Below are 20,016 nucleotides of genomic sequence, written 5' to 3'. Positions count from 1 at the left end.
GGTGCGAGGCCGCTTGACCTCCACAGGTTCGTGGTGGCCGGGTCTTCCTCGGGAAGCACCGGAGCGGCTCCGGTTGCTGCGCGACCACCCCGAGGAGTTCCGGCCGCGACTCTTGACCTGCAAAAAGCATGACAGGCGCCTCCGACAATCTTCGGGACATAGACCGAAAGAGGAAAAGCGGAGTGGCTTCTGAGACAATCGCTTGGTAACCGACCCGCACAAGGCTCGTGCGAGTGTCACCAATAAGCGGAAGTGAGTGAAGCGCGTTGGCGAGGATGACTCAGCAACGGCTGGAATCGGTCCTGTGGGGTGCGGCGAATGCGCTGCGCGGCCCGGTGGACCCGGGAGATTTCAAGGCGTATGTGTTCCCCGTGTTGTTCTTCAAGTGGATCTCGGACACTTGGGATTACTGGCACCAGATCGCCGTCGACGAGTGGGGCGATGACCTCACCGACGAGATCGAGGCCGACGACTACCAGCCCTTCATCATTCCGCCCGGCTGGCACTGGGATGACGTGCATCAGACCGTCAACCACACCGGGGTGAAGCTCAACGACGCCCTCCAGCGCATCGAGAGCGCCAATCCCGGGCTCGCCGGGGTGTTCGGCGACGTCAAATGGGCCAACACCGACCGCCTCCCCGAAACCGCGCTCGTCGCTCTCCTCGACGCCTTCCACGGCGTCCAGCTCGACCCGGACCACGTCGAAGGGGACATGCTGGGTGCCGCCTACGAGTACCTGCTGCGGGAGTTCGCCGAAGCCTCCGGGAAGAAGGCCGGCGAGTTCTTCACCCCGCGCCATGTGGTGCACCTGCTGGTGAAGATATTGGCCCCGAAGCCGGGGGAGACGATCGTCGACCCGGCCTGCGGCTCCGGCGGGATGCTCGTCGAGACGATCAACGCGGTCAAGGCCGCCGGTGGTGACCATCGCACGCTGCGGCTGCACGGGCAGGAGATCAACCTCACCACCACCGCGATCGCGAAGATGAACCTCTACCTCCACGGGCTCGAGGACTTCACCATCCGCCGCGGCGACACCTTCCGCGAACCCAAGTTCGTCACCAAGGGCAAGCTCGACCAGTTCGACTTGGTGATCGCCAACCCGCCCTTCTCCTTGCAGAACTGGGGCGCCGACACCTGGGCCAACGACCCCTACAACCGGGCGTTCTGCGGGGTCCCGCCGGCGAAGAACGGCGACTTCGCCTGGATCCAGCACATGATCAGCTCCGTCAAGGAGACCACCGGCCGGGTCGGTGTGGTGATGCCGCACGGCGTCCTGTTCCGCGGCGGCAAGGAAGGCGCCATCCGCGAATGCCTCCTGCGGAAGGATTACCTCGAGGCTGTGATCGGGTTGCCGAACAACCTGTTCTACTCCACCTCCATCCCGGTCGCGCTGCTGATCTTCCGCAAGACCAAACCGGCCGAACGGCAGGGCAAGGTGCTGTTCATCGACGCCTCCTCCCGGTACCGGGCGGGGAAGAACCAGAACCTAATGAGCGACGAGGACATCGACATCATCCACTCCGCGTACGAACGGGGCGAGGACCTCGACGGGGAGGGCGGGCTGCACCTGCGGCTCGTCGACCTCGCCGAGATCGAGGGCAACGGGTTCGACCTGAACATCGGCCGCTACATCCAGACCGAGACGGCCGCCGAAGTCGATGTCGAGGCGGCGCTCGTGTCGTACCTCGAGTCGCGGGAGGCGCTGCGGGCGGCGGAGGCTGTGCTGGACGAGAAGCTGAAGGCGGCCGGCTTCAATGCGTGACGGATGGTTCAAGACAACGCTGGGTGAGATCTGCCACCTCGCAAAGGGCGCCACCCCCACGCTGAAGGCCAGGCCGGGTCAATACCCGCTGGTCGTCACTGCGGAGAAGCGGTCGAGCTCAGACGAGTACCAGTTCGATGGTGAAGCAGTCTGCGTGCCCATGGTCTCGTCTACCGGTCATGGGCACGCTTCCCTCAAGCGCGTTCACTACGAGTCGGGCAAGTTCGCGGTCGCCAACATCATCACCGCCTGCACCGCGAAACCCGGGGCACCTGTCGACATGAAGTACCTCTGGCTCCTTCTTGACCACCGACGAGACGAGCTCATCGTGCCGTTGATGAAGGGTACGGCGAACGTTTCTCTGTCACAGAAGAACTTGGCCACCGTCCCGCTGCAGCTGCCGCCGTTGGTGGAGCAGCGGCGGATCGTGGACCTGATCGCCGCCCTCGACGACACCATCGAAGCCACCGAACTACAGGGAGCTCGCGCTCTCCACGCGTACCGCGCCCGAGGGCAGTCGATGTCAATGCCGGGCGATACATCGGTGGAGTTGGGTGACCTACTCGAGGTCGCAAAGGCCGGTGGGACTCCTTCAAGGAAGAACAAGGAGCTGTTTGGCGGCGCGATCCCGTGGGTCAAGTCTGGCGAAGTCGGTGGCGAGGTCATCGTCAGGACGGAAGAGACCCTAACCGAGGCCGCTCTCGCTTCGTCTTCGGCCTGGCTGGTACCCGCGGGCACCGTCTTGATGGCGATGTATGGGGCCACGGCGGCGCAGATTGGGAGACTGGGGATCGACGCAGCCACGAACCAGGCTGTACTGGCGCTGATCCCGAACGGTGAGCTAATGACGCCGGACTTTCTTTACCATCTCCTCCGGGCCGACTCGGAGCGGCTCAAGGGATTGGCGACAGGAGCGGCCCAGCCAAATCTTTCCAAAGGCGTAATCCTGGCTCAGCGCTACTCCCCACCGACTCTGGAAACGCAGGAGAAGCTCTCCGCAGAACTCAACGCGCTACTGTCGATAGCCGAGTCGACCGACGGCGTGCTGAGAGACCTCCGCACCCTGCGCTCTAATCTTCTGGCCGCATTGTTGTTAGGGGAGCATGAGATTCCTGTTTCGTATGACGACCTTATCGGCACCCATCTGGAGGCGGCGTAGCCATGACTGCGAAGCTCGGCGAGATCACCAGCCTGCAGACCCCACTCATCCAAGGCCTGGTCGACGTCGGCTGGACCCACATCCACGGCCCAGCCCTGGATCGTTCTGACGATGCCCCGTGGGTCGAGTCGGAGGTGGTCGACGCCCTGGTCCGGCTGAATCCGGTGATCGGGGAGGTGCCGGAGCGGGCGCAGGAGGTGCTGCAGCACTTGCGGGCGATCTCGATCGGTGCGGGCGACTCCGGGCTGGTGGAGGCGAACCGGGACCTGTCCGCCTGGCTCCGCGGGCTGCGCACCTACCAGTTCCTCGGCACCGACGACCCTGCCATCGTGCGGCTGATCGACTTCGAGACACCGGGCAACAACCGCCTGGTGGTCTCCGACGAGGTCACCTTCGGGGTGCCCGGGCACAAGGCCCGCTTCGACGTGGTGCTGTGGGTCAACGGCTTCCCCCTCGCCGTCGGGGAGTTGAAGACGCCGACGAACCAGAAGGTGTCGTGGCTGACCGGCGCGCTCGAGCTGTTGGAGGTGTACCAGCCGGGCTGGCCGCAGTTCTTCACCGCCAACACGCTGGTGTTCGCCTCCGAGGGCAAGTCGCTGCGGTACGCCGGCGTCGGCGCCCCGGTCGACCAGTGGCACACCTGGGGGCCCGAGCTCGACACCCCAAGCTTGGCGAACGTCATCGGCAAGGCGCAGTCGCTGCTGGCGCCGGAGACGTTGCTCGACTTGCTCGGGGACTTCACGCTGTTCGAGACCCCCGACAGCAACGAGGGGGCGTCGCTGCACAAGATCCTAGCCCGCTACACCCAGTACGAGGCGGTCAAGCTGATCGTCGACCGCGTCCACGACCCCAACCGATCCAAGGGCCTGATCTACCACACCCAGGGCTCCGGGAAGACCCTCGCCATGGTGTTCGCCGCGGGGAAGCTGCTGCGCGACCCCGGCATGAACAACCCCACCATCATCCTCGTCGCGGACCGGGTCCAGCTAGTGGCGCAGATGTGGGACCAGTTCCGCACCACCAACATGCCCCGCCTCCTCGTCCCCAACACCAGTGGCGAGCTACGGGAGATGCTGCGACGTGACCAGCGGGGCATCATCTTCACCACCGTCCACAAGTTCGCCGGCGCCCCACTCCTCAACGAACGCTCCAACATCATCGTGCTGGTCGATGAGGCGCACCGCACCCAAGAGGGCGATCTGGGGATCGCGATGCGGGCGGCGTTGCCGAACGCGAACCTGTTCGCCTTCACCGGCACCCCCATCGTCAAGCTCAAACGCAACACCTTCGCCACCTTCGGCGACGACCAAGACCCCGCCAAGACGCTCCACACGTACAGCAGCGAGGACTCCATCCGTGACGGGATGACGGTCCCCATCCACGTCGCCCCGCGCAAGGTCGAGTTCAACCTCGCCACCGACGACCTCGACCAGGCCTTCGCCGCCCTCGCCGCCGCGGAAGGGCTCGACGAGGACGAGCAGGAGTACCTCACGGGCCGGGCCGCGCGCACCGCGACGTTCTTCTCCAACCCGGAACGGGTCGAGGCCGTGTGTGCCGACATCGTCGACCACTTCTACGACACCGTCGACCCGCTGGGGATGAAGGCCCAGGTCGTGGTCGTCGACCGGACGGCCTGCGTAGCCTACGTCGAGACCCTCGACCAGCTCCTCCACGACCGCTACCAGCGCCAACTGGCCGAGTGGGAAGAGCAGGGCGACCGGTTGGTGGAGGCGCCGGTTCGGGACGAGGTAGCGGTGGTGATGACCGTCGGCACCAGCAAGGACGAACCCGACGAGTGGGCCAAGTACGCGCTGTCGGAAGCCGAGGAGCTCGCCCTGTTGAAGCGGTTCCGCACCCACCAGGATCCGCTGAAGTTCCTGGTGTGCACCTCCAAGCTCGGCACCGGGTTCGACGCCCCGATCGAGGGCGTGATGTACCTGGACAAGCCGCTGAAGGAACACACCCTGTTCCAGACGATCACCCGCACCAACCGCAACTGGCGCAACCCCGACACGAAGCAGTCCAAGCGCTACGGCATCATCGTCGACTACGTCGGCCTCGGCTCCGGGTTCGCCCGCGCCATGGCCCCAGCCGACGGCGACCAGCCCACCGCCGAGATCGACATCGCCGGCCTCCTCGCCGCCTTCGAAGCACAGCTCGCGGACACCATGAAGCGGTTCGCCGGGATCGACACCACCAAGGCCGACGCCGCGACCCTGATCGATGCCCAGGCCCGGATGCCCGGACCCAAGGCGCAGGACGACTTCGCCGGCGAGTTCACCATGCTCGAGGGCATCTGGGAAGCGATCCACCCGCACGAGTCCCTCCTGCCGCACCGCCGCACGTACCGGTTCCTCGCCGCCGTCTACAGCTCCCTCCAGCCCTCCGGCGGCATGAACGAACTGCTCTGGCACCAGCTCGGGGCCAAGACCCTACGGCTGGTGCACGACCACATGTCCGACATCACCGTCACCAAAGCCAAGACCGTTGTCATCGCCGACGCTGAGGCCGCCCAGAAGCTCATCGACGAGGGACTCATCGACTCCGAGAAGGCGCTGGAGGGCAAGACCGCCTCCGACGTGATCGACTCCATCGCCAACCGGCTCAAGAAGAAACTCGCCGGCCCCAACGGCGACCACCCTGTCTACAAGTCGCTGGCCGAACGGCTCGAACGGCTCCGTGAACGCACGCTGGCTGCAGCCCAGCAGTCGATCGAATGGCTGCGGGAGGCATTCCAGCTCGCCAGCGACGTGACCGAGGCCGAGAAGGCCGAACGGGAAGCGGGCCGCGACGGCCTCGACCTCCTCCCCGACCCGCGCGTTGGCGCTCTGACCCAGATCTTCTACGAAACCGCCCCCGACGGCACCCCCGAACTCATCGAACGGGTCGTGCTCGACATCGACGCCATCGTCCGCCGCGTCAGCTACGACGGCTGGGCCGTCAGCAACGAAGGCGACCGTCTCGTGCGTCGCAACGTCCGAGCAGTACTCCGGAAGCATGGCATGCACCAAGTCGAAGGCCTGTTCGAAGACGCCTACGACTACATCTCTAAGAACTATTGAACGATGCCGCCGCGTCCTTGGTTCGCTGGGGGGACACGAAAGCTGAATACATCTGATCCCAAAAGCTGAACGAAGGCCACGTAGCGTGGTTGCCGGGCGAGCCTTTCCACGCGCACGCTAGGGCGCGCTGTCGAACGCCTCCCGCAGCCGATCGAGTCGCACAGGCGCCGCGCGGCCGCGTAGGTCGTCACTTTCAGCTGCTGTTGTCGGTCCACCGCGCCTCGGGTAAGACGGTTTGGAGATCGAGCTGCCCGCCGCGCTGATAGAGCGCCGCAGCTCTACGCTGCTGCCGGAGGCCGACCACTCCGCCGGGCCTTCGGTAGGCGACTGTGCCGTCGCACCGGAGAATGCCTACATCGTGTCGCTTCGCCGAGGAACAGGTCTCGGCGACCTCCGCGTTCGAGAGGGTGTCCGGGCTCCGCAGGCGAATCTGCCTGAGTTGACGCTGGCCGCACGTCGGGGATCCGGGCGTGTAGCGAATATGTGAAAGCACAGGTGCCGTCTGTCATGGCTGCGGGCGCTCCTCTATCAGGGCGGAGAGCGCAAGCGAGCCCGGCATTGATCGCCCATCAGGTCCAAGACCCCTCGCCAAGCGTCGGAGCATGGCATTCTCGAGCCATGGACAGATCCCAGCGACTAGGTGTCACGATTCTGACAGCGCTTCCTTGTGAGACTGACGCAGTGTTGCGGCACATCGAAAGTGCAAGACCTGAAGCACGGGGCGAATCAATCGTCTACGTCGGAGAACTCAACGGCTCTGAGGGCGAATGCATCGTAACGGTCATCGAGGTTGGGCCAGGGAACATCAAGACGGCTGCCGAGGCAGGTCGGATTGAGGGTCGGGGCTCAACGGACATCCTGCTCTTCGTGGGTATCGCGGGCGCGCTCAAGGACCTGCGACTCGGGGACGTTGTGGCAGCCAGCGAGGTGGCCTACATCCACCGAGCCAAGGTTGAAAGCGGAGAACGTCTAGCCCGACAGCAATTGAATAGATGTTCAGAGCTCCTTGTCCGCGTGGCCCGTCACACAGCACGCGAGGACGTCTGGCAAAGGTTGCGGCATCCGGCGTCAGAGGGTCCGGCGCCGAAGGCCTACGTTGGACAGATCCTTAGCGGGGAGGAGTTGGTGAAGGACGCGAACTATAAACAACGGCTCAAGCGGGACCACTCCGATGCGCTAGCAATTGAGAATGAAGGCTTCGGCCTTTCGAGCGTTGCCGGTCCGACCCTCCGAGTACTGGTCATACGAGGTGCAAGCGACAACTCCGACGAAAGCAAGTCGGACTTGGACCAACCGGCAGCAGCGGACGCCGCCGCTGCGTTCACGGCCCAGTTCTTGCGCGACTACATCGATATCGTTCGCGCGCCGACCCTTGAGGTTGGGGACGGGCAGCGAAACACGGGACACACCGGGACGACGCCGGGCCTCATAAGTGTCGTGGATGCCGTGGAGCAAATCATGACCGATCCTGACCTCATAGACGATACGGAAGAGGAAGCGTCAGAACTCGCCGACGCGGAATTCGCAAGACTCGACAACGAGGAGCGGGTGGCGTGGTGCAGGTTGTTGGCATCGGCGCTCAATGATGAGTCGAAACTCAACGGATTTTTCCAGAGAAGAATGATCAGGTTTTCGAAAAGATTCGCGGCGCGCGCTGTGAATGAGAAACTAGCGGTGAACTGGGATGAACTTCTCGTCGAGACCCCAAACGGCGCTGCCCTCATGCTAGCCCAGCCTGACCAGTTAGGGAGTCTCCCCCAGCGCGTACGTCGACGTGTTGTCTCTGCCCTCGTGGGCCCGGCAGAGAACCCTCGACCTATGACCCTGAGCGGGGCAGTCAGCGTGGCAGGACTCCTTAGCTCAGACGCCTTGACTAACGAGGAGCGGTCACGAGTTGAACTTTCCGAGGACCTGACGCCCTACATCGTGCTGAGAGAAGGGGCATGGGGTTGGCCACTCCTATTTCGGAAGTTATCCCGTGATCTTGCAAGTGGCGACTTCGAGCGGCAGAATACCGCTGTCCGGTTCCTATTGCGAAGTGACAGCCCACACCTCCAGACGGGTAATTTCGACCTTGATCAGCAGCGGACGTTGGTGCGCTTGATCATTGGGGCTGCTAGGGGCGGGGCTTACGGTGCCCAGAACGCTACAACGGTAAGCCAGATGTCTCGATGGCCCGCCCCCCTGCTGGCGGAGGCTCTGTGGTGTGACCTGACCGCTGGGCGCCGTCGCCTAGACGCGCCAAGGACGGAGATCAGAACGGTACTCAGCGCTGCCCTTTTGTCGGGAAGTCTCGAGTGCGTGATCGACTGCCTCTTGGAATCCGGTCGAGGGCAAGAGCTAGATCCGATCAATGAGGACTCAGTGACTGAGGACCGAGACTGGCTCGTTGGCTTCGCGTCAAAGCTTCCTAGTGAAGCTAAGATAGAATGGTCGCGCTTCGTTGATGCCCTCTACGAACGAATCCCCAGGAAGTGACCGTTGTTTACATTTCGGTTTTCGGGGCTCCCGTTGAAGCGCTCGGACCGACGCATCTCTTACGGACGTTCCTAATGCAGGCCGGCTCCAAGCGCATGCTTTCAGATCTCACGATCAGCGATCATTAGCAAATGTGCAATTCGGCAGGATCGTTCCAGTGGCTCGTTCACCTGACTACCTCCCTCCCACGGCCGGCGCGAATTCAATACAGTCTCGATGGCGGCGATGCCACGCACGGGTGAGTTTTGGGACATACCCGGTGCTGGGTAAACCATTATGTCGTGCATCCTCTGATCCGACTGGCAAAACTGTCCGCACCGTCCACAAGTGCTTCGAACTATGCCCGCTCACCAAGCGCGGGTGACCACGTCGGCGTAGAACTCCTCTCCGTCGATCGATAACCCCTTGGCCGCGAACCAGTTCGCCATGTTGGTGCAGTCGCGGTAGAGGAACTCGTAGGCATTGGGGTTTGCCACGAGGTCGACGAGCTGGGGCACGTCGATGATCACGAGCCGCGGCGCAGAGGTGCCGAGGCCGGTGACGAGCGTGTTGTAGGGGCTGAGGTCGCCGTGGACCAGGCCCAGCTCGGTCATCGTGTAGAGCGCGTCGCGAAGTTGCTCGAAGAGCGCCTGGAGTTCCGACGGTGACGGCCGGGTTTGGTGCAGCCGCGGGGCGGCGGCTTCCCCGTCGTGGATGTACTCCATGAGGATCTCGCCGCCGTCGATCTGCACCGGGTACGGCACCGGGACGCCGGCGAGGTAGAGCCGTTTGAGCGCGGTCCACTCGGCGGCGGCCCAGAGCCCGGCCTCGACGGCCCGGCCGTGGAGCGACTTGCGGGCCATGGCGCGCCCGTCGCGGCTGTTGCGGACGCGTCGGCCCTCGGTGTAGCCGGTGTCGCGGTGGAACAGCCGGCGCTCGCTGGACCGGTACCGCTTGGCGGCGAGCAGGCAGGACTGGGCCGGGTCGTCGGGCACGGCGCGCTCCAGCAGGAAGACGTCGGCCTCCTTCCCGGACTTCAGGATGCCGAGTTCGGTGTCGATGGCGGCCGCCGAGGTGACGAGCCATTCGGGCCACGGCTCGGGGCCGCGGTTGAGGCGTTCGGTGTGCTCCCACGTGGACCAGCGCTGATCGTCGGCGAGGTCCTCCGAGACGGCACGGAAGAAGGATGCGTCCCAATCAATGGACGAAGGGTGTGACAAGGGTGTTCTCCTGGAAGAAGAGGCACCCCGCAGAAAAAGGTCAGGCGCAGGGGGCCTCGAGTGAATGGGCGATCGGGAACCGACCCGAAACCATGGGTGACATCTCACGACCTCCCTTCCTCGAAGCGCGCGAACGTTGCGCCCCACCACAGTCGCTCACGGCGGGCCCGGTGTCAAGGACTTTCTGCAGTCAGAGGGTGGTGGCAGACTCCGTGTCTGTGACCAAGCCGCAGCGCCCCGACGTGCCCGAGGAGTGGGTGCGTCGCGTCGACGCGGTGCTGAGCGCCCTGCCCGGCTGCGACGAGGACCCCGCCTGGACCGGGGTGCGGTGGCGGGTGGCCGGCGCCACCGTCGCGCACATCTTCGGCGGCCACGACCAGCGCTTCCGCATCACCTTCCGCGCACGGGACGACGAGGTGCTCGCCTTCGAGCACATGGGTGAGCCGTACTTCGTCGTCGGCGGCAACGCGGTGGGGATGCTCCTCGACGAGCACACCGACTGGCAGGAGGTGGCCGAGATGGTCACCGACTCCTACCTCATTCAGGCGCCGCAGCGGCTGGCCGAGCAGGGTGACCCGACGCTGCCGCAGTGAATCGCAGGTTCGCCAGCGCTCGCGCGAGGTGCCTGCGATGCAGCGCAGGCGGACGCGAGGAGCGCTGGCGGCTCGGCGGGGAGGGGGGAATGCAAACGGCCCCGACCCAGCGAGTGGGTCGGGGCCGGAGGGATCCGGAGGGATCAGGCGAACAGCGGCTCGGTGACGGTGAGGCCGAGGTCCGGCACCAGCACGAACAGCGCGAACAGGGCGAGCGCGCCGCCGACGAGCGACAGGGTCTTGTTGAACTGCGTCTGCTCGTTCATCTTGGCCTCGCCCTCCTCGTTCCAGTACTGGTGCATGAGGAAGGGGATCGGCAGGATGGCGACCATGAGGAGGAGCGAGCCGAGGTCACCCCAGATGCCGAGGAGCACGGAGATGCTGCCGACGATCATCAGGATGCCGGACGCGATGACGCTGAACTTGGGCAGCGGGACCTTCTTGTACTGGGCGTAGCCGGTCATGGCCTCGGTGGCCTTGAGGTGGCCGATGCCCGAGGCAACGAAGATGGCAACGAAGAGAATGCGGGCGATGAGGACGATGACGTCCATGAGAACCTCCGGGTGATAGTTCAAAATTCAACTAGAGGGTAACAGTGATGTCCTGACTTCGCCAATTGCGTGAAGCGGAGGGGGTACGAAGGCAACAGTTGCCGCACGGGCGGGGATCGGGCGCGCGACAATGGCCGGGTGAGGGTCCATCCCGGAATGATCTGGGTCCGGGCGTCGGTGCACGAATCGCGCCGCGCCGGGGCCCAACTCGTCGACGTCGACCACCTCCTCCTAGGGCTGCTCGCCGTCGGCGGTGCCGCCGCCCGAGTGCTCGGACGCCACGGCGTCACGCTCGACGGGCTGCGCCAGCGGGTCGGCTCCGCGGGCGCGGAGGAGGAGGGCGACGTCTACTGGCACGCCACCGACCGGGCGCAGGCGGTCGTCGACGCCTCGGGCAGCGCCGCCGGGACGGTCGACCTGGTGGCCCGACTCCTCGACGAACCCCCGGTGCGCGACCTCGTCGCGGCCGAGGGCGCCGACGTCGACGCACTGCTTGCCGAGCTCGGGAGCACGCCCGACGGGTACGCCTCCGAGCCCGTAGCGCCGGATCCCGAACTGCTCCCGACGAGCGGCTACGCCTTCCGCTCCACGACGTTCCTCTCCGCCCCCGCCGTGCGGGTCGCCGAGGCGCTCACCGACCCGCAGGTGCTGCGCGCCTTCGCCTGGGGCCCGGGGATCGAGGTCTCCGACGACGGCCTGACCGGCAGTCGCACCCGCCGGGGGAGGACGACTACGCTGCGGGCGGCCCTTCGAGACGGAGGGAACGGGGAGGACCCGGCCCTTCGAGACGCGCGCTTCGCGCGCTCCTCAGGGACCGGGGACGGGCGCGCTCCTTCCTCAGGGACCGGGGTGGCCGGGACCGTGGTGTGGGTGTTCGTCGCTGACGACGGACGGGTGATGAAGTACGAACGATTCGAGGTGGCGGAGGCGCCCGGCGGTTGCGAGGTCACGCGGGAGCACGGCTTCCGGATCGTCGGCTTGGCGACGAGGCTGCTGCAGTCGCTGAGCGGAGGGCCGAAGGGCTGGGACGAGGTCTTCGTCGGGCACCAGATCGCGGCGCACGTCGCCCGCCGTCAGTAGGTGGGCAGCCGCCCGGCCTTGACGGCCTTCACGAAGGCGGCGTGGTCGGCCTCGGTCTGGTCCGCGTACCGCCTCGCCCACTCGGCGAAGGCCTGCGCCGCCTTGTCCTTCTTGCCCAGGTACCCGGCGATCCGCGACGCGCCCGAGGTGCGGGCGTGGCCCTTCGCGAGCAGGTGCCCGATGATCCCCGCGTAGTCGCGGAGCGCCTCGGGGGTGATGGAGCCGAGGTCGATGGTGCCCTGCTGGTTGCGCCACTGCCGCACGTAGTACTGCCGGTCGCCGATCGTCGTCCAACCGAGCAGCGGGTCCGACACCGTCTGCAACTCGTGCTGGTACTCGACGACCCGCTCGCCCTGGTGCCGGTGCCACGCCACGTCGCCGTGCACGTACGGGGCCAGGACGCTGCGCCGCGCCTCCTTGAGTTGCAGGAACAGGACGTCCTTCGGGTCGGACCCCTCCAGCAGCGCGACGTACGCCCGCAGCCCCACCGACCCGACGCCCACCACCTTGTGAGCCACGTCGGCCAGGTAGTAGCTGCCGACGACGCGCCGCCACTGGGGCGTGAGGGTCGGCAGGTAGGCGTCGACCGCGTCGGCGATCGCCTCCCGCTCCTCGTCGGTTACCTTCGTGATCACCGGCGGGTCCGCGACGATGCGCCGCTGGTGCTGTTCGCCCTCCACGATCTTCGGCAGCTTCCGGTCCGAGACGTTCTTGCGGGCCTTCTTCGCGGTCCGCTCGATCTCGCCCTTCAGCGACTGCTCCGTGACGGTGTGGCGCAACTCGTCGACGGCGAACCGGTTGAAGGCGCGCTGCAGCAGCGGCATCTCCGACAGCAGCCGCACCTCCTCGCGGTAGGCCTCGACCGACGCGATCACCGCCTCCCGACACTCGTCCTCGCTGTTGCCGTTCTCGCGCCCGGCCACCCAGACCGACGTGGTGAGCCGCCGCACGTCCCACTCCCAGGCGCCGGTGTGCGCCTCGTCGAAGTCGTTGAGGTCGATGACCAGGTCGCCCTCGGGGGAGCGGTAGAAGCCGACGTTGCCGAGGTGCGCGTCGCCGCAGACCACCGGCATGAGGCCGGTCGACGGCAGGTGGGCGATGTCCCACGCCATCACGTCGGCCGCGCCGCGCAGGAACGAGTACGGGCCCGACGCCATCCGCTCCACCCGCAGCGGCACGAGGTCGTCCTGCCGGCCGTCGTGCGACGCGATGATCGTCTCGACGGGGTCCGGCCGGTCGTCGCGCGGGCGGAACACGCCGAGCGACTCGAACGGCACCGCCTCGCGCAGGTCCTTGCCCACCTGGTAGCGCTGGTCTCGGGTGAGGAGCCGGCGGCGCACGGTCTGGTCCATCCGCGGGCCGTCGTGGTGGTCGTGCTGGTCGACGGGCACCAGCACCGGCCCGGCATCAGCTTCGTCGCTCATGGCCGGAGCCTACCCGCACCCTACTCGTCAGGTGCTCGAGATTGGTCAGCCCATGGCCTCAAGATTGCATAGTTCGGATGCTCAAGATCGTATAGTTGACAGGTTCAAAGTTGTACAGCTCGATAGCGCTTTCGTGTTACCCTGCGGTCATGACCCTCGATCGAATCGTGGCACGGCGGGCGAGTGTGCTTCTGAGACAGTTGGTCGCGGACGAGCCTGTGATCGCGCTGCATGGTCCTCGGTCAGTGGGAAAGTCCACCGTATTGCGGGGATTCGCCGCCGAAGCCGGAGGAACGGTTCTTGATCTCGACGACATCGAGGTGCGTGACGCGGTCGTCGGAAACTTGGCCGCCGTCGTGGGTCAGCCGACGCCAGTGTGTGTGGATGAATACCAGCGGGTGCCGGAGATATTGGATGCCCTCAAAGCCCGGCTGAACCGAGAGGGCAGCCTTCCGGGTACAGCGGTCATTACCGGTTCCACCCGACAGGACGCCTTGCCGACGACGGCCCAAGCCCTGACCGGGCGGCTCCATTCGCTTACGATCTGGCCGTTGTCACAGGGAGAGATCCTCGGCGTCCGAGAGGATCTTCTTGAGACATTCGTTCTCGACCCCCAAGGAGTGGTCAAAAACGTCCCGTCCTCGTCAACTGCACGCGGGGAGTACGTGGAACGTGTCTGCGCCGGGGGGTTCCCCTTGGCGTTGCGGCGGCAGAGCGCCACGCGCGCGCGGTGGTTCGACGCCTTCGTGCGCGCTTCGGTCGAACGGGATGCTCTGGAACTGAGCCGTATCCGAGAACGGCAAGCAATGACCGATCTGCTGGGCCTCGTCGCCGCCCAGACAGGGCAAATGCTGAATGTTTCCGCCGCTGCAGACAAGCTAGGTGTGAGCCGCGCCACGGCCGAGAATCATCTTCGCCTTCTCGAGGACCTCTTCCTGGTGGTTCGTCTTCCGGCATGGGGCAAGACGTTGCGCTCCCGCGTGAGCGTCACGCCGAAGGTGCACGTCGTTGACTCTGGCTTGGCCGCACGGCTCCTTCGACTCACCCCCGACAAGCTCGGGGGTCTCGACCCGGCTTCATTGACTGACTTCGGACACCTGTTGGAGACCTTCGTCGTGGGAGAGATCCGCAAGCAGGCATCGTGGCTGGCCGAGCCGGTCACATTGGGCCATTGGAGGACCAGCGACGGTGCGGAGGTCGACTTGGTTCTCGAGTACGACGATGGGAGCGTCATCGCCTTCGAAGTCAAAGCCAGCGAGCGTGCGCCCGGCCCGGACTTCCGTGGGCTGGCGCAACTCCGCGACGCGTTGGGGAAGCGTTTCGTGGGTGGCGTCATCTTCACCACGGGTACCCGCTCGTACACCTTCGACGATCGTCTCCACGTCATGCCCATCGATCGTCTCTGGACGCCTGTCGCGCTCCAGTCGACCAGCGATGCCGCGCCTGGCCGCGATCTGTAGCCGTCGATCTGGAAAGCTGGCTCCATGACCACCCAACCGTCGCTTGAGCTCACCGACGAGTTCCGCGCGGCCCTCGCGATGCTGGACGCCGGCCGGCACCTCTTCCTCACCGGCAAGGCGGGCACCGGCAAGTCGACGCTCATCAGGCACTTCATGGCGAACACCGACCGCAACGTCGTGGTCGTCGCGCCCACCGGCATCGCCGCGCTCAACGTCGAGGGCTACACGATCCACCGGCTGTTCTCGTTCGTCCCCGGCATGACGGCCGACGACGTGCGCGGCGACCGCTACTACCCGAGCCGGTTCGCTGCGGCCCTGAAGGCACTCGACACCCTCATCATCGACGAGGCCTCGATGGTGCGCGCGGACCTGTTCGACGCGCTCGCCGCCGCCCTGGAGCGGTTCGGCCCCCACCCCGGCCAGCCGTTCGGCGGGGTGCAGATCGTCCTCGTCGGCGACCTCTACCAGTTGCCGCCCGTCGTCACCGACGGGGAGGGCGCGCACTTCACCACCCGCTACGGCACGCCGTACTTCTTCTCCGCGGACGCGTTCGCCGCCCACCGCTTCGAGGTGGCGCAGCTCACGCACGTGTTCCGGCAGGCCGGCGACCCGCGGCTCACCGAGATCCTCAACGCCATCCGCGAGGGCACCATCGACGAGGACGCCCGCGCCGTCCTCAACTCGCGCACCGACCCGGGCTTCGTCGCGCACGACGGGGAGTTCTGGCTCACGCTCACCACCACCAACCGGATCGCGACCGCCCGCAACCGCGCCGCCCTCGACCGCCTGCCCGGCGACCCGCACGTCAGCCACGCGGTACTCACCGGGGAGCTCGACCAGGCCGACCCGCCCACCGACCTGCGCCTCGAGTACAAGGTGGGCGCCCAGGTGATGCTGCTCGTCAACGACCCGCTCGACCGGTACGTCAACGGCACCCTCGGCACCATCGCGGAGATCGGCACCGACGACGACGGCGCGCCACTGGTGACCATCACCACCAGCGACGGGCGGCGGGTCCGCGTCGGCCCGTATCTGTGGGAAGTGACCCGGCCCGTCGCCGACTGGGGCCGCATCCGGCAGGAGGTCGTCGGCACCTTCAAGCAGCTGCCGTTCCGGCTCGCGTGGGCGATCACCATCCACAAGAGCCAGGGGCAGACCGTCGACCGGCTGGTCGTGGACCTCTCGGGCGGCACCTTCGCGTACGGCCAGCTCTACGTCGCGCTCAGCCGCTGCACTTCCATGGCCGGGCTCGTGCTGCAGCGCGACGTCATCCCCAAGGACCTGAAGACGGACCAGCGCATCCGCCGCTTCCTCGCCTCCGGCACTCCCGCAGAGGAGGCCCGGCCCGTCTACCTCGGCATCTGCTCCGCAGGGAAGGAGGGCCCCCGCACCCGCCCGCGTCCGGTGGAGCTCGCGCTCGTCACCGAGGAGGGCCTCGAGGTGACGACGCTGGTCAACCCGGAGTCCGATCTCTACGAGTCGCGCTCCGACTACGGCATCTGCGCACCCGACGTGGTCGCCGCACCACGGCTGGCCGAGGCGTGGCCCGCGCTGCTCGAGCACCTGGAGGGACGGGTCCCGGTGGGCGTCGGCATCGACCGCGAACTGGAGTTCATCGACTTCGAGCTCAAGCGCTGCGGCGTCGTCGCCCCCATGCCGCTGGGTATCGACCTGCTGCCCGAGCGGCTGACCGTCGACGAGCGCCGCGCACTGCGCGCCCCCACCGCGCTCGAGCGTGCCCGCGCGGCCCGAGCCATCGCCCGACGGCTGCGCCCCGCCGACCCGTTCGCGAGCACTTTCACCGGCCGCGACCGCTCCGGCTACCTGCTGCCCCGCGGCGCCGAGCCCGAGGCCGCGGTGTTCCCGTCGACGATGACCCCCGACGAGCGCGCCGCTTGGGCGGAGGTCGTGCGGTCCCGAGCGCTGGCGGCGACTGACGAGCTCGACCCGGCCACGGTGCTGCTGCAGGGCACGCGCATCTGCTTCACCGGATCCGTCCTCGACGCCTCCGGCCGGGCGCTCGGGCGCGACGAGATGGAGCGGCTCGCCCGTGACCGCGGCCTCGTGCCCGTCGCCAACGTCTCGAGGACCCGCTGCGACGTGCTCGTGTGCGCGGAGGTGGGCACCCAGTCCACCAAGGCCCGGAAGGCGGCCGAGCTCGGCAAGCCGATCCTCGCCGCCGACCGCTTCCTGGCATGGGCCCGCAACTGAACGAGCCCTCCCCGCTCGGGAAGGGCTCGCTCAGGGGGTGGCCGGGTCAGGCGCCGGTGGAGGGGAGACCCGGTCGCACCACGACGCCGTCGCGGTAGCTGAACTGCAGCGGCGCGGAATTGCCGGCGGGATCCATCACGACGACGGAGGCACCACCCGCCGCGTGCGGCGGGGTGACGACCCGGATCGTGTTGTCGTCCACCACGACGAACCCGGTGCCCGGGACGCCATCGAAGGTCACACCAGTGGAGCCGGTGAAGCCGTCGCCCACGATGGTGACGGTGGTCCCGCCCGAGATGGGGCCGCTCGTCGGGCTGAGGCTGTCGGCCCGGGACGGGACGTCGCCACCGTCCCCGTCGCCGTCGCCGTCCCCGTCGCCGTCGCCATCCCCGTCGCCGTCGTCGTCGAGGTAGGTGAACGTCAGCGGCGCGGAGTCGCCGCCCTCGCCGAGTACCACGACGTCCACCGGGCCGGGCTCGTGGGCCGGGGTGGTGACGGTGATGGTGTTGTCGTCGACGACCGTGAAGTCGGTGCCGTCGAGCCCGTCGAAGGTGACGCCGGTGGCGCCGGTGAAGCCCTCGCCGGTGATGGTGACCTCGGTGCCGCCGGCCTCGGGGCCCTCGTCGGGGGTGAGGGTCGTGGCGACCGGGAGTTCCAGGTAGGTGAACGTCAGGGGCGCCGAGTTGCCCCCCTCGCCGACCACCACGACGTCCGCAGGCCCGGGCTCGTGGGCCGGGGTGGTGACGGTGATGGTGTTGTCGTCGACGACCGTGAAGTCGGTGCCGTCGAGCCCGTCGAAGGTGACGCCGGTGGCGCCGGTGAAGCCCTCGCCGGTGATGGTGACCTCGGTGCCGCCCGTCTCCGGGCCCTGCTCGGGGGTCAGCGACTGGGCGACGGTGACCGCCTCCTGGAAGACGCGCACCGTCGACGAGGCCAGCGGCAGTTCCACGACGTTGCCGCCGGGGAGGACGTCGACGCTCAGCGCGTTGATGGTGAACGAGCCGCCGGCACCGTTGAGCTGCTCGTTGACGGTGAGGGTCAGCAGGTCGGCGAGCAGGCCGTCGAGCACGGGGCCGAGGGCGGTGATGAGATCCTCCACGTCGGTGGCGAGCCCGTCCTCGATGATCGTGGCGGCGTCCCCGAGCAGCGCGGTGAGCACCGGCTGCGCCACCGGGACGAGGTCGTCGACGACCGCCGCGAGCGCCGGGGCGAGCAGCGCGTCGAGCGGAACCTCGACGCCACCGATGGTGACGCCGCCGGTGGACGCGATCTCTAGCGCGGGAGCACCGGGCTCCAGGAACTCGGCCACCGTGCCGGAGACGGTGAGGGCGAGGTCGCTGGTGACCGCGCCGCCGGCGGTGACGGTCGGGTCGAAGTTGAGCGTCACGGTGGTGCCCAGGATGGCGGCCTCGACCGCGTCGTCGACCGCCGCGACGAACTCCCGCAGCAGCGTGGTGATGACGTCGGCGATCAGTGCCGCCTGCTCGGCCGTGAGCAGCGACGTGTTGGCCGGCAGGTCATTCAGGTCACCGGCGTGCAGTTGCTCGAGGTCGATGGCCACCTCGCCGGTGCTGAGGTCGATGGTGACGAGGCCGTTCTCGTCCGTGAGGGGTGTGTTGAGCAGGTCGTCGACCACCGCGGAGAGGTCCACCGCCGCGCCGACCTGCGGCGCGCCCAAGTCGACGGTGAGGGCGCCGACCCCCGCCACCTCGACGTTGACCGGGTCGGCGGCCGCGCCGGCGAGCGCCGCCTGCAGGGTGCCGTCGGGGCCGATCACCCCGTCGACCTCCGCCTGCACGTCGGCGACGGTGTCCTCCACCGTCTGCGACAGCGCGGCCACCGCGGGGCTCGACAGCGCCAGCTCCAGGCCGGCGAGCACGTAGTCGCTCTCGACGGGGACCCCCGTCTCCGCGTGCGCCCACGAGGCGAGCACGCCGACATCGAGGCGTGCCCCGTCGGCGAACTGGTCCGTCAGGCCCTCGATGCCGAGCTGCCCGAGCAGCGCGGTGAGCTCGAGGCTCGCCATTGGCGCGCCCTGCTCGTCGATCCCGTCGAGGATGATCGCGCCGCTCTCGGTGACCGCGCCGCTGGCGGCGGTGGCGGTGTTCGCGTCCGGCGCGTAGGCGTAGGCGTTGAGGAGGCCAAGGTCGGCGCCGTCTCCGAGGTGCAGCAGGCCGTCGTTGGTGCCGTTGTTGATCAGCGGGATGCCGAGCGAGGGGAGCTCGACCGTGACGAGCTGGTCGAGGAGGGCGGCGTCGATGCCGCTGGTGTCCCCTTCGGGATCGCTCGGGTAGCCGGACTGGGCGCGGATCGCGTCGGCGAGGTCGGCGGTCAGAAGGTCGGCGTCGATGAGTTGGGCGTAGGCCTCGGCCTCGTCCGAGGCGGCGGCGCCGGCGGCACCGCTGCCGAGCAGACCGCCGGAGATGATGAGGGTGGCCGCGAGCGCGGAGCGCGCCAGCGGCGACGCCGCGCGGGCGAGGGCGGGTGGATTGGATGCTGACACGTCAACTCCTCGTTGAAGGGCGGACAGGCGTTTCCGAACCATCCTTACCGCCCGGCGGGAGCAACCGGCCGCAATCCCGACCGCTATTTTTCGGGGTCAATCGAAATGCCTGGACGCCAGGTCGGGGAGGGCGCGGCGCCCGCGGCCCTCAGCAGTTCGATGAACTCGTCGGCGCGCGCCACTTGGCGCACCAGGTCGTCCCGCCGCGCGGTGGCGTTGCGCAGGTACTCGGCGAGCGCCTCGGCGGTCTGCTCGGACGGCTCGGCGCGATGGGCGTCGGCGGCCCTCAGTACGTCGGCCATCTCCTCGAGCGTGTAGCCCAGCGGCTTCATCCGCCGGATGAGCAGTAGCCGCTCCACGTCGGACTGCGTGTACAGGCGGAAACCCCCCACGGACCGGCCGCTCGGGCGCACGAGCCCGACGTCGTCGTAGTGCCGCAGCGTCCGGATCGAGAGCTCGGTGCGCTCGGCGACCGCGCCGATCTGCAGGGTCGGCGCGCCGGGGTCGGGAGTCTCCATGGAGCCAGTCTGCCG

Annotated in this window: 13 protein-coding genes and 1 riboswitch; of the genes, 8 read left to right on the top strand and 5 right to left on the bottom strand. The window is 67.5% G+C overall.

Annotated elements, in window-relative coordinates:
- Positions 1–4: 4 nt before the first annotated feature.
- A riboswitch (SAM riboswitch) is annotated at positions 5–118 on the bottom strand.
- Between the two features lie 157 nt (positions 119–275).
- The 4 genes from BLR46_RS01790 (at position 276) to BLR46_RS01775 (ending at position 8,462) form a co-directional block, all read left to right on the top strand.
- Entirely contained in the window at positions 276–1,763 is a 1,488-nt protein-coding gene (locus BLR46_RS01790) for a type I restriction-modification system subunit M (RefSeq protein ID WP_093248428.1), read from the top strand.
- Entirely contained in the window at positions 1,756–2,922 is a 1,167-nt protein-coding gene (locus BLR46_RS01785) for a restriction endonuclease subunit S (protein WP_093248426.1), read from the top strand. Before BLR46_RS01790 ends, BLR46_RS01785 begins: the two co-directional genes overlap by 8 nt.
- 2 nt (positions 2,923–2,924) lie before the next feature.
- The gene (locus tag BLR46_RS01780; RefSeq protein ID WP_093248424.1) at positions 2,925–5,984 is read left to right on the top strand and encodes a type I restriction endonuclease subunit R; all 3,060 of its coding nucleotides are present in this window, start codon (positions 2,925–2,927) and stop codon (positions 5,982–5,984) included.
- Positions 5,985–6,602: 618 nt separating this feature from the next.
- The gene (locus tag BLR46_RS01775) at positions 6,603–8,462 is read left to right on the top strand and encodes a 5'-methylthioadenosine/S-adenosylhomocysteine nucleosidase family protein (protein ID WP_176761616.1); all 1,860 of its coding nucleotides are present in this window, start codon (positions 6,603–6,605) and stop codon (positions 8,460–8,462) included.
- Between the two features lie 347 nt (positions 8,463–8,809).
- On the opposite strand, the gene BLR46_RS01770 is transcribed toward BLR46_RS01775, so the two are convergent.
- Positions 8,810–9,661 carry a serine protein kinase RIO gene (locus BLR46_RS01770; RefSeq protein WP_093248420.1) on the bottom strand — a complete coding sequence of 284 codons (852 nt, stop codon included), beginning with the start codon at positions 9,659–9,661 and terminating at the stop codon, positions 8,810–8,812.
- A gap of 218 nt (positions 9,662–9,879) precedes the next feature.
- Between BLR46_RS01770 and BLR46_RS01765 the strand changes: the two genes are divergently transcribed.
- The gene (locus BLR46_RS01765; RefSeq protein WP_245701446.1) at positions 9,880–10,254 is read left to right on the top strand and encodes an MmcQ/YjbR family DNA-binding protein; all 375 of its coding nucleotides are present in this window, start codon (positions 9,880–9,882) and stop codon (positions 10,252–10,254) included.
- A 143-nt stretch (positions 10,255–10,397) separates the two neighbouring features.
- Here BLR46_RS01765 and BLR46_RS01760 read toward each other — a convergent pair whose 3' ends face one another.
- Positions 10,398–10,805: a DoxX family protein gene (locus tag BLR46_RS01760; protein WP_093248409.1), complete on the bottom strand. Its 408-nt coding sequence runs from the start codon at positions 10,803–10,805 to the stop codon at positions 10,398–10,400.
- 138 nt (positions 10,806–10,943) lie between these two features.
- Here BLR46_RS01760 and BLR46_RS01755 point away from each other — a divergent pair, with 138 nt between their 5' ends.
- A complete protein-coding gene (locus tag BLR46_RS01755; RefSeq protein WP_143008172.1) occupies positions 10,944–11,885 on the top strand; it encodes a Clp protease N-terminal domain-containing protein in 942 nt (313 codons plus the stop codon).
- Here BLR46_RS01755 and BLR46_RS01750 read toward each other — a convergent pair.
- Entirely contained in the window at positions 11,879–13,309 is a 1,431-nt protein-coding gene (locus tag BLR46_RS01750; protein ID WP_093248396.1) for a DUF2252 domain-containing protein, read from the bottom strand. The two genes, BLR46_RS01755 and BLR46_RS01750, sit on opposite strands and share 7 nt — an antisense overlap.
- A gap of 149 nt (positions 13,310–13,458) precedes the next feature.
- Between BLR46_RS01750 and BLR46_RS01745 the strand changes: the two genes are divergently transcribed.
- Together BLR46_RS01745 and BLR46_RS01740 are read left to right on the top strand one after the other, a co-directional pair.
- On the top strand, positions 13,459–14,769 hold the full coding sequence (locus tag BLR46_RS01745; protein WP_093248394.1) for an ATP-binding protein: 1,311 nt from the start codon (positions 13,459–13,461) through the stop codon (positions 14,767–14,769).
- Positions 14,770–14,793: 24 nt separating this feature from the next.
- The gene (locus BLR46_RS01740) at positions 14,794–16,980 is read left to right on the top strand and encodes an AAA family ATPase (RefSeq protein WP_093248392.1); all 2,187 of its coding nucleotides are present in this window, start codon (positions 14,794–14,796) and stop codon (positions 16,978–16,980) included.
- Positions 16,981–17,026: 46 nt separating this feature from the next.
- Here the strand turns inward: BLR46_RS01740 and BLR46_RS01735 are convergent, their stop codons facing one another.
- The gene (locus BLR46_RS01735) at positions 17,027–19,483 is read right to left on the bottom strand and encodes a choice-of-anchor G family protein (protein WP_093248388.1); all 2,457 of its coding nucleotides are present in this window, start codon (positions 19,481–19,483) and stop codon (positions 17,027–17,029) included.
- Positions 19,484–19,566: 83 nt separating this feature from the next.
- The gene (locus BLR46_RS01730) at positions 19,567–20,001 is read right to left on the bottom strand and encodes a helix-turn-helix domain-containing protein (RefSeq protein WP_093248381.1); all 435 of its coding nucleotides are present in this window, start codon (positions 19,999–20,001) and stop codon (positions 19,567–19,569) included.
- Positions 20,002–20,016: the final 15 nt, after the last annotated feature.

Source organism: Tessaracoccus oleiagri (genome assembly GCF_900103275.1).
Taxonomy (GTDB): domain Bacteria; phylum Actinomycetota; class Actinomycetes; order Propionibacteriales; family Propionibacteriaceae; genus Arachnia; species Arachnia oleiagri.
This window is presented reverse-complemented; position numbering and strand designations above follow the sequence as displayed.

What these genes read in the sequence shown, in the direction of transcription:
- BLR46_RS01790 (WP_093248428.1), top strand. Translation starts at nt 276, where the DNA reads ATGACTCAGCAACGGCTGGAATCGGTCCTGTGGGGTGCGGCGAATGCG.
- BLR46_RS01760 (WP_093248409.1), bottom strand. Translation starts at nt 10,805, where the DNA reads ATGGACGTCATCGTCCTCATCGCCCGCATTCTCTTCGTTGCCATCTTC.
- BLR46_RS01780 (WP_093248424.1), top strand. Translation starts at nt 2,925, where the DNA reads ATGACTGCGAAGCTCGGCGAGATCACCAGCCTGCAGACCCCACTCATC.
- BLR46_RS01740 (WP_093248392.1), top strand. Translation starts at nt 14,794, where the DNA reads ATGACCACCCAACCGTCGCTTGAGCTCACCGACGAGTTCCGCGCGGCC.
- BLR46_RS01785 (WP_093248426.1), top strand. Translation starts at nt 1,756, where the DNA reads ATGCGTGACGGATGGTTCAAGACAACGCTGGGTGAGATCTGCCACCTC.
- BLR46_RS01745 (WP_093248394.1), top strand. Translation starts at nt 13,459, where the DNA reads ATGACCCTCGATCGAATCGTGGCACGGCGGGCGAGTGTGCTTCTGAGA.
- BLR46_RS01775 (WP_176761616.1), top strand. Translation starts at nt 6,603, where the DNA reads ATGGACAGATCCCAGCGACTAGGTGTCACGATTCTGACAGCGCTTCCT.
- BLR46_RS01750 (WP_093248396.1), bottom strand. Translation starts at nt 13,309, where the DNA reads ATGAGCGACGAAGCTGATGCCGGGCCGGTGCTGGTGCCCGTCGACCAG.
- BLR46_RS01730 (WP_093248381.1), bottom strand. Translation starts at nt 20,001, where the DNA reads ATGGAGACTCCCGACCCCGGCGCGCCGACCCTGCAGATCGGCGCGGTC.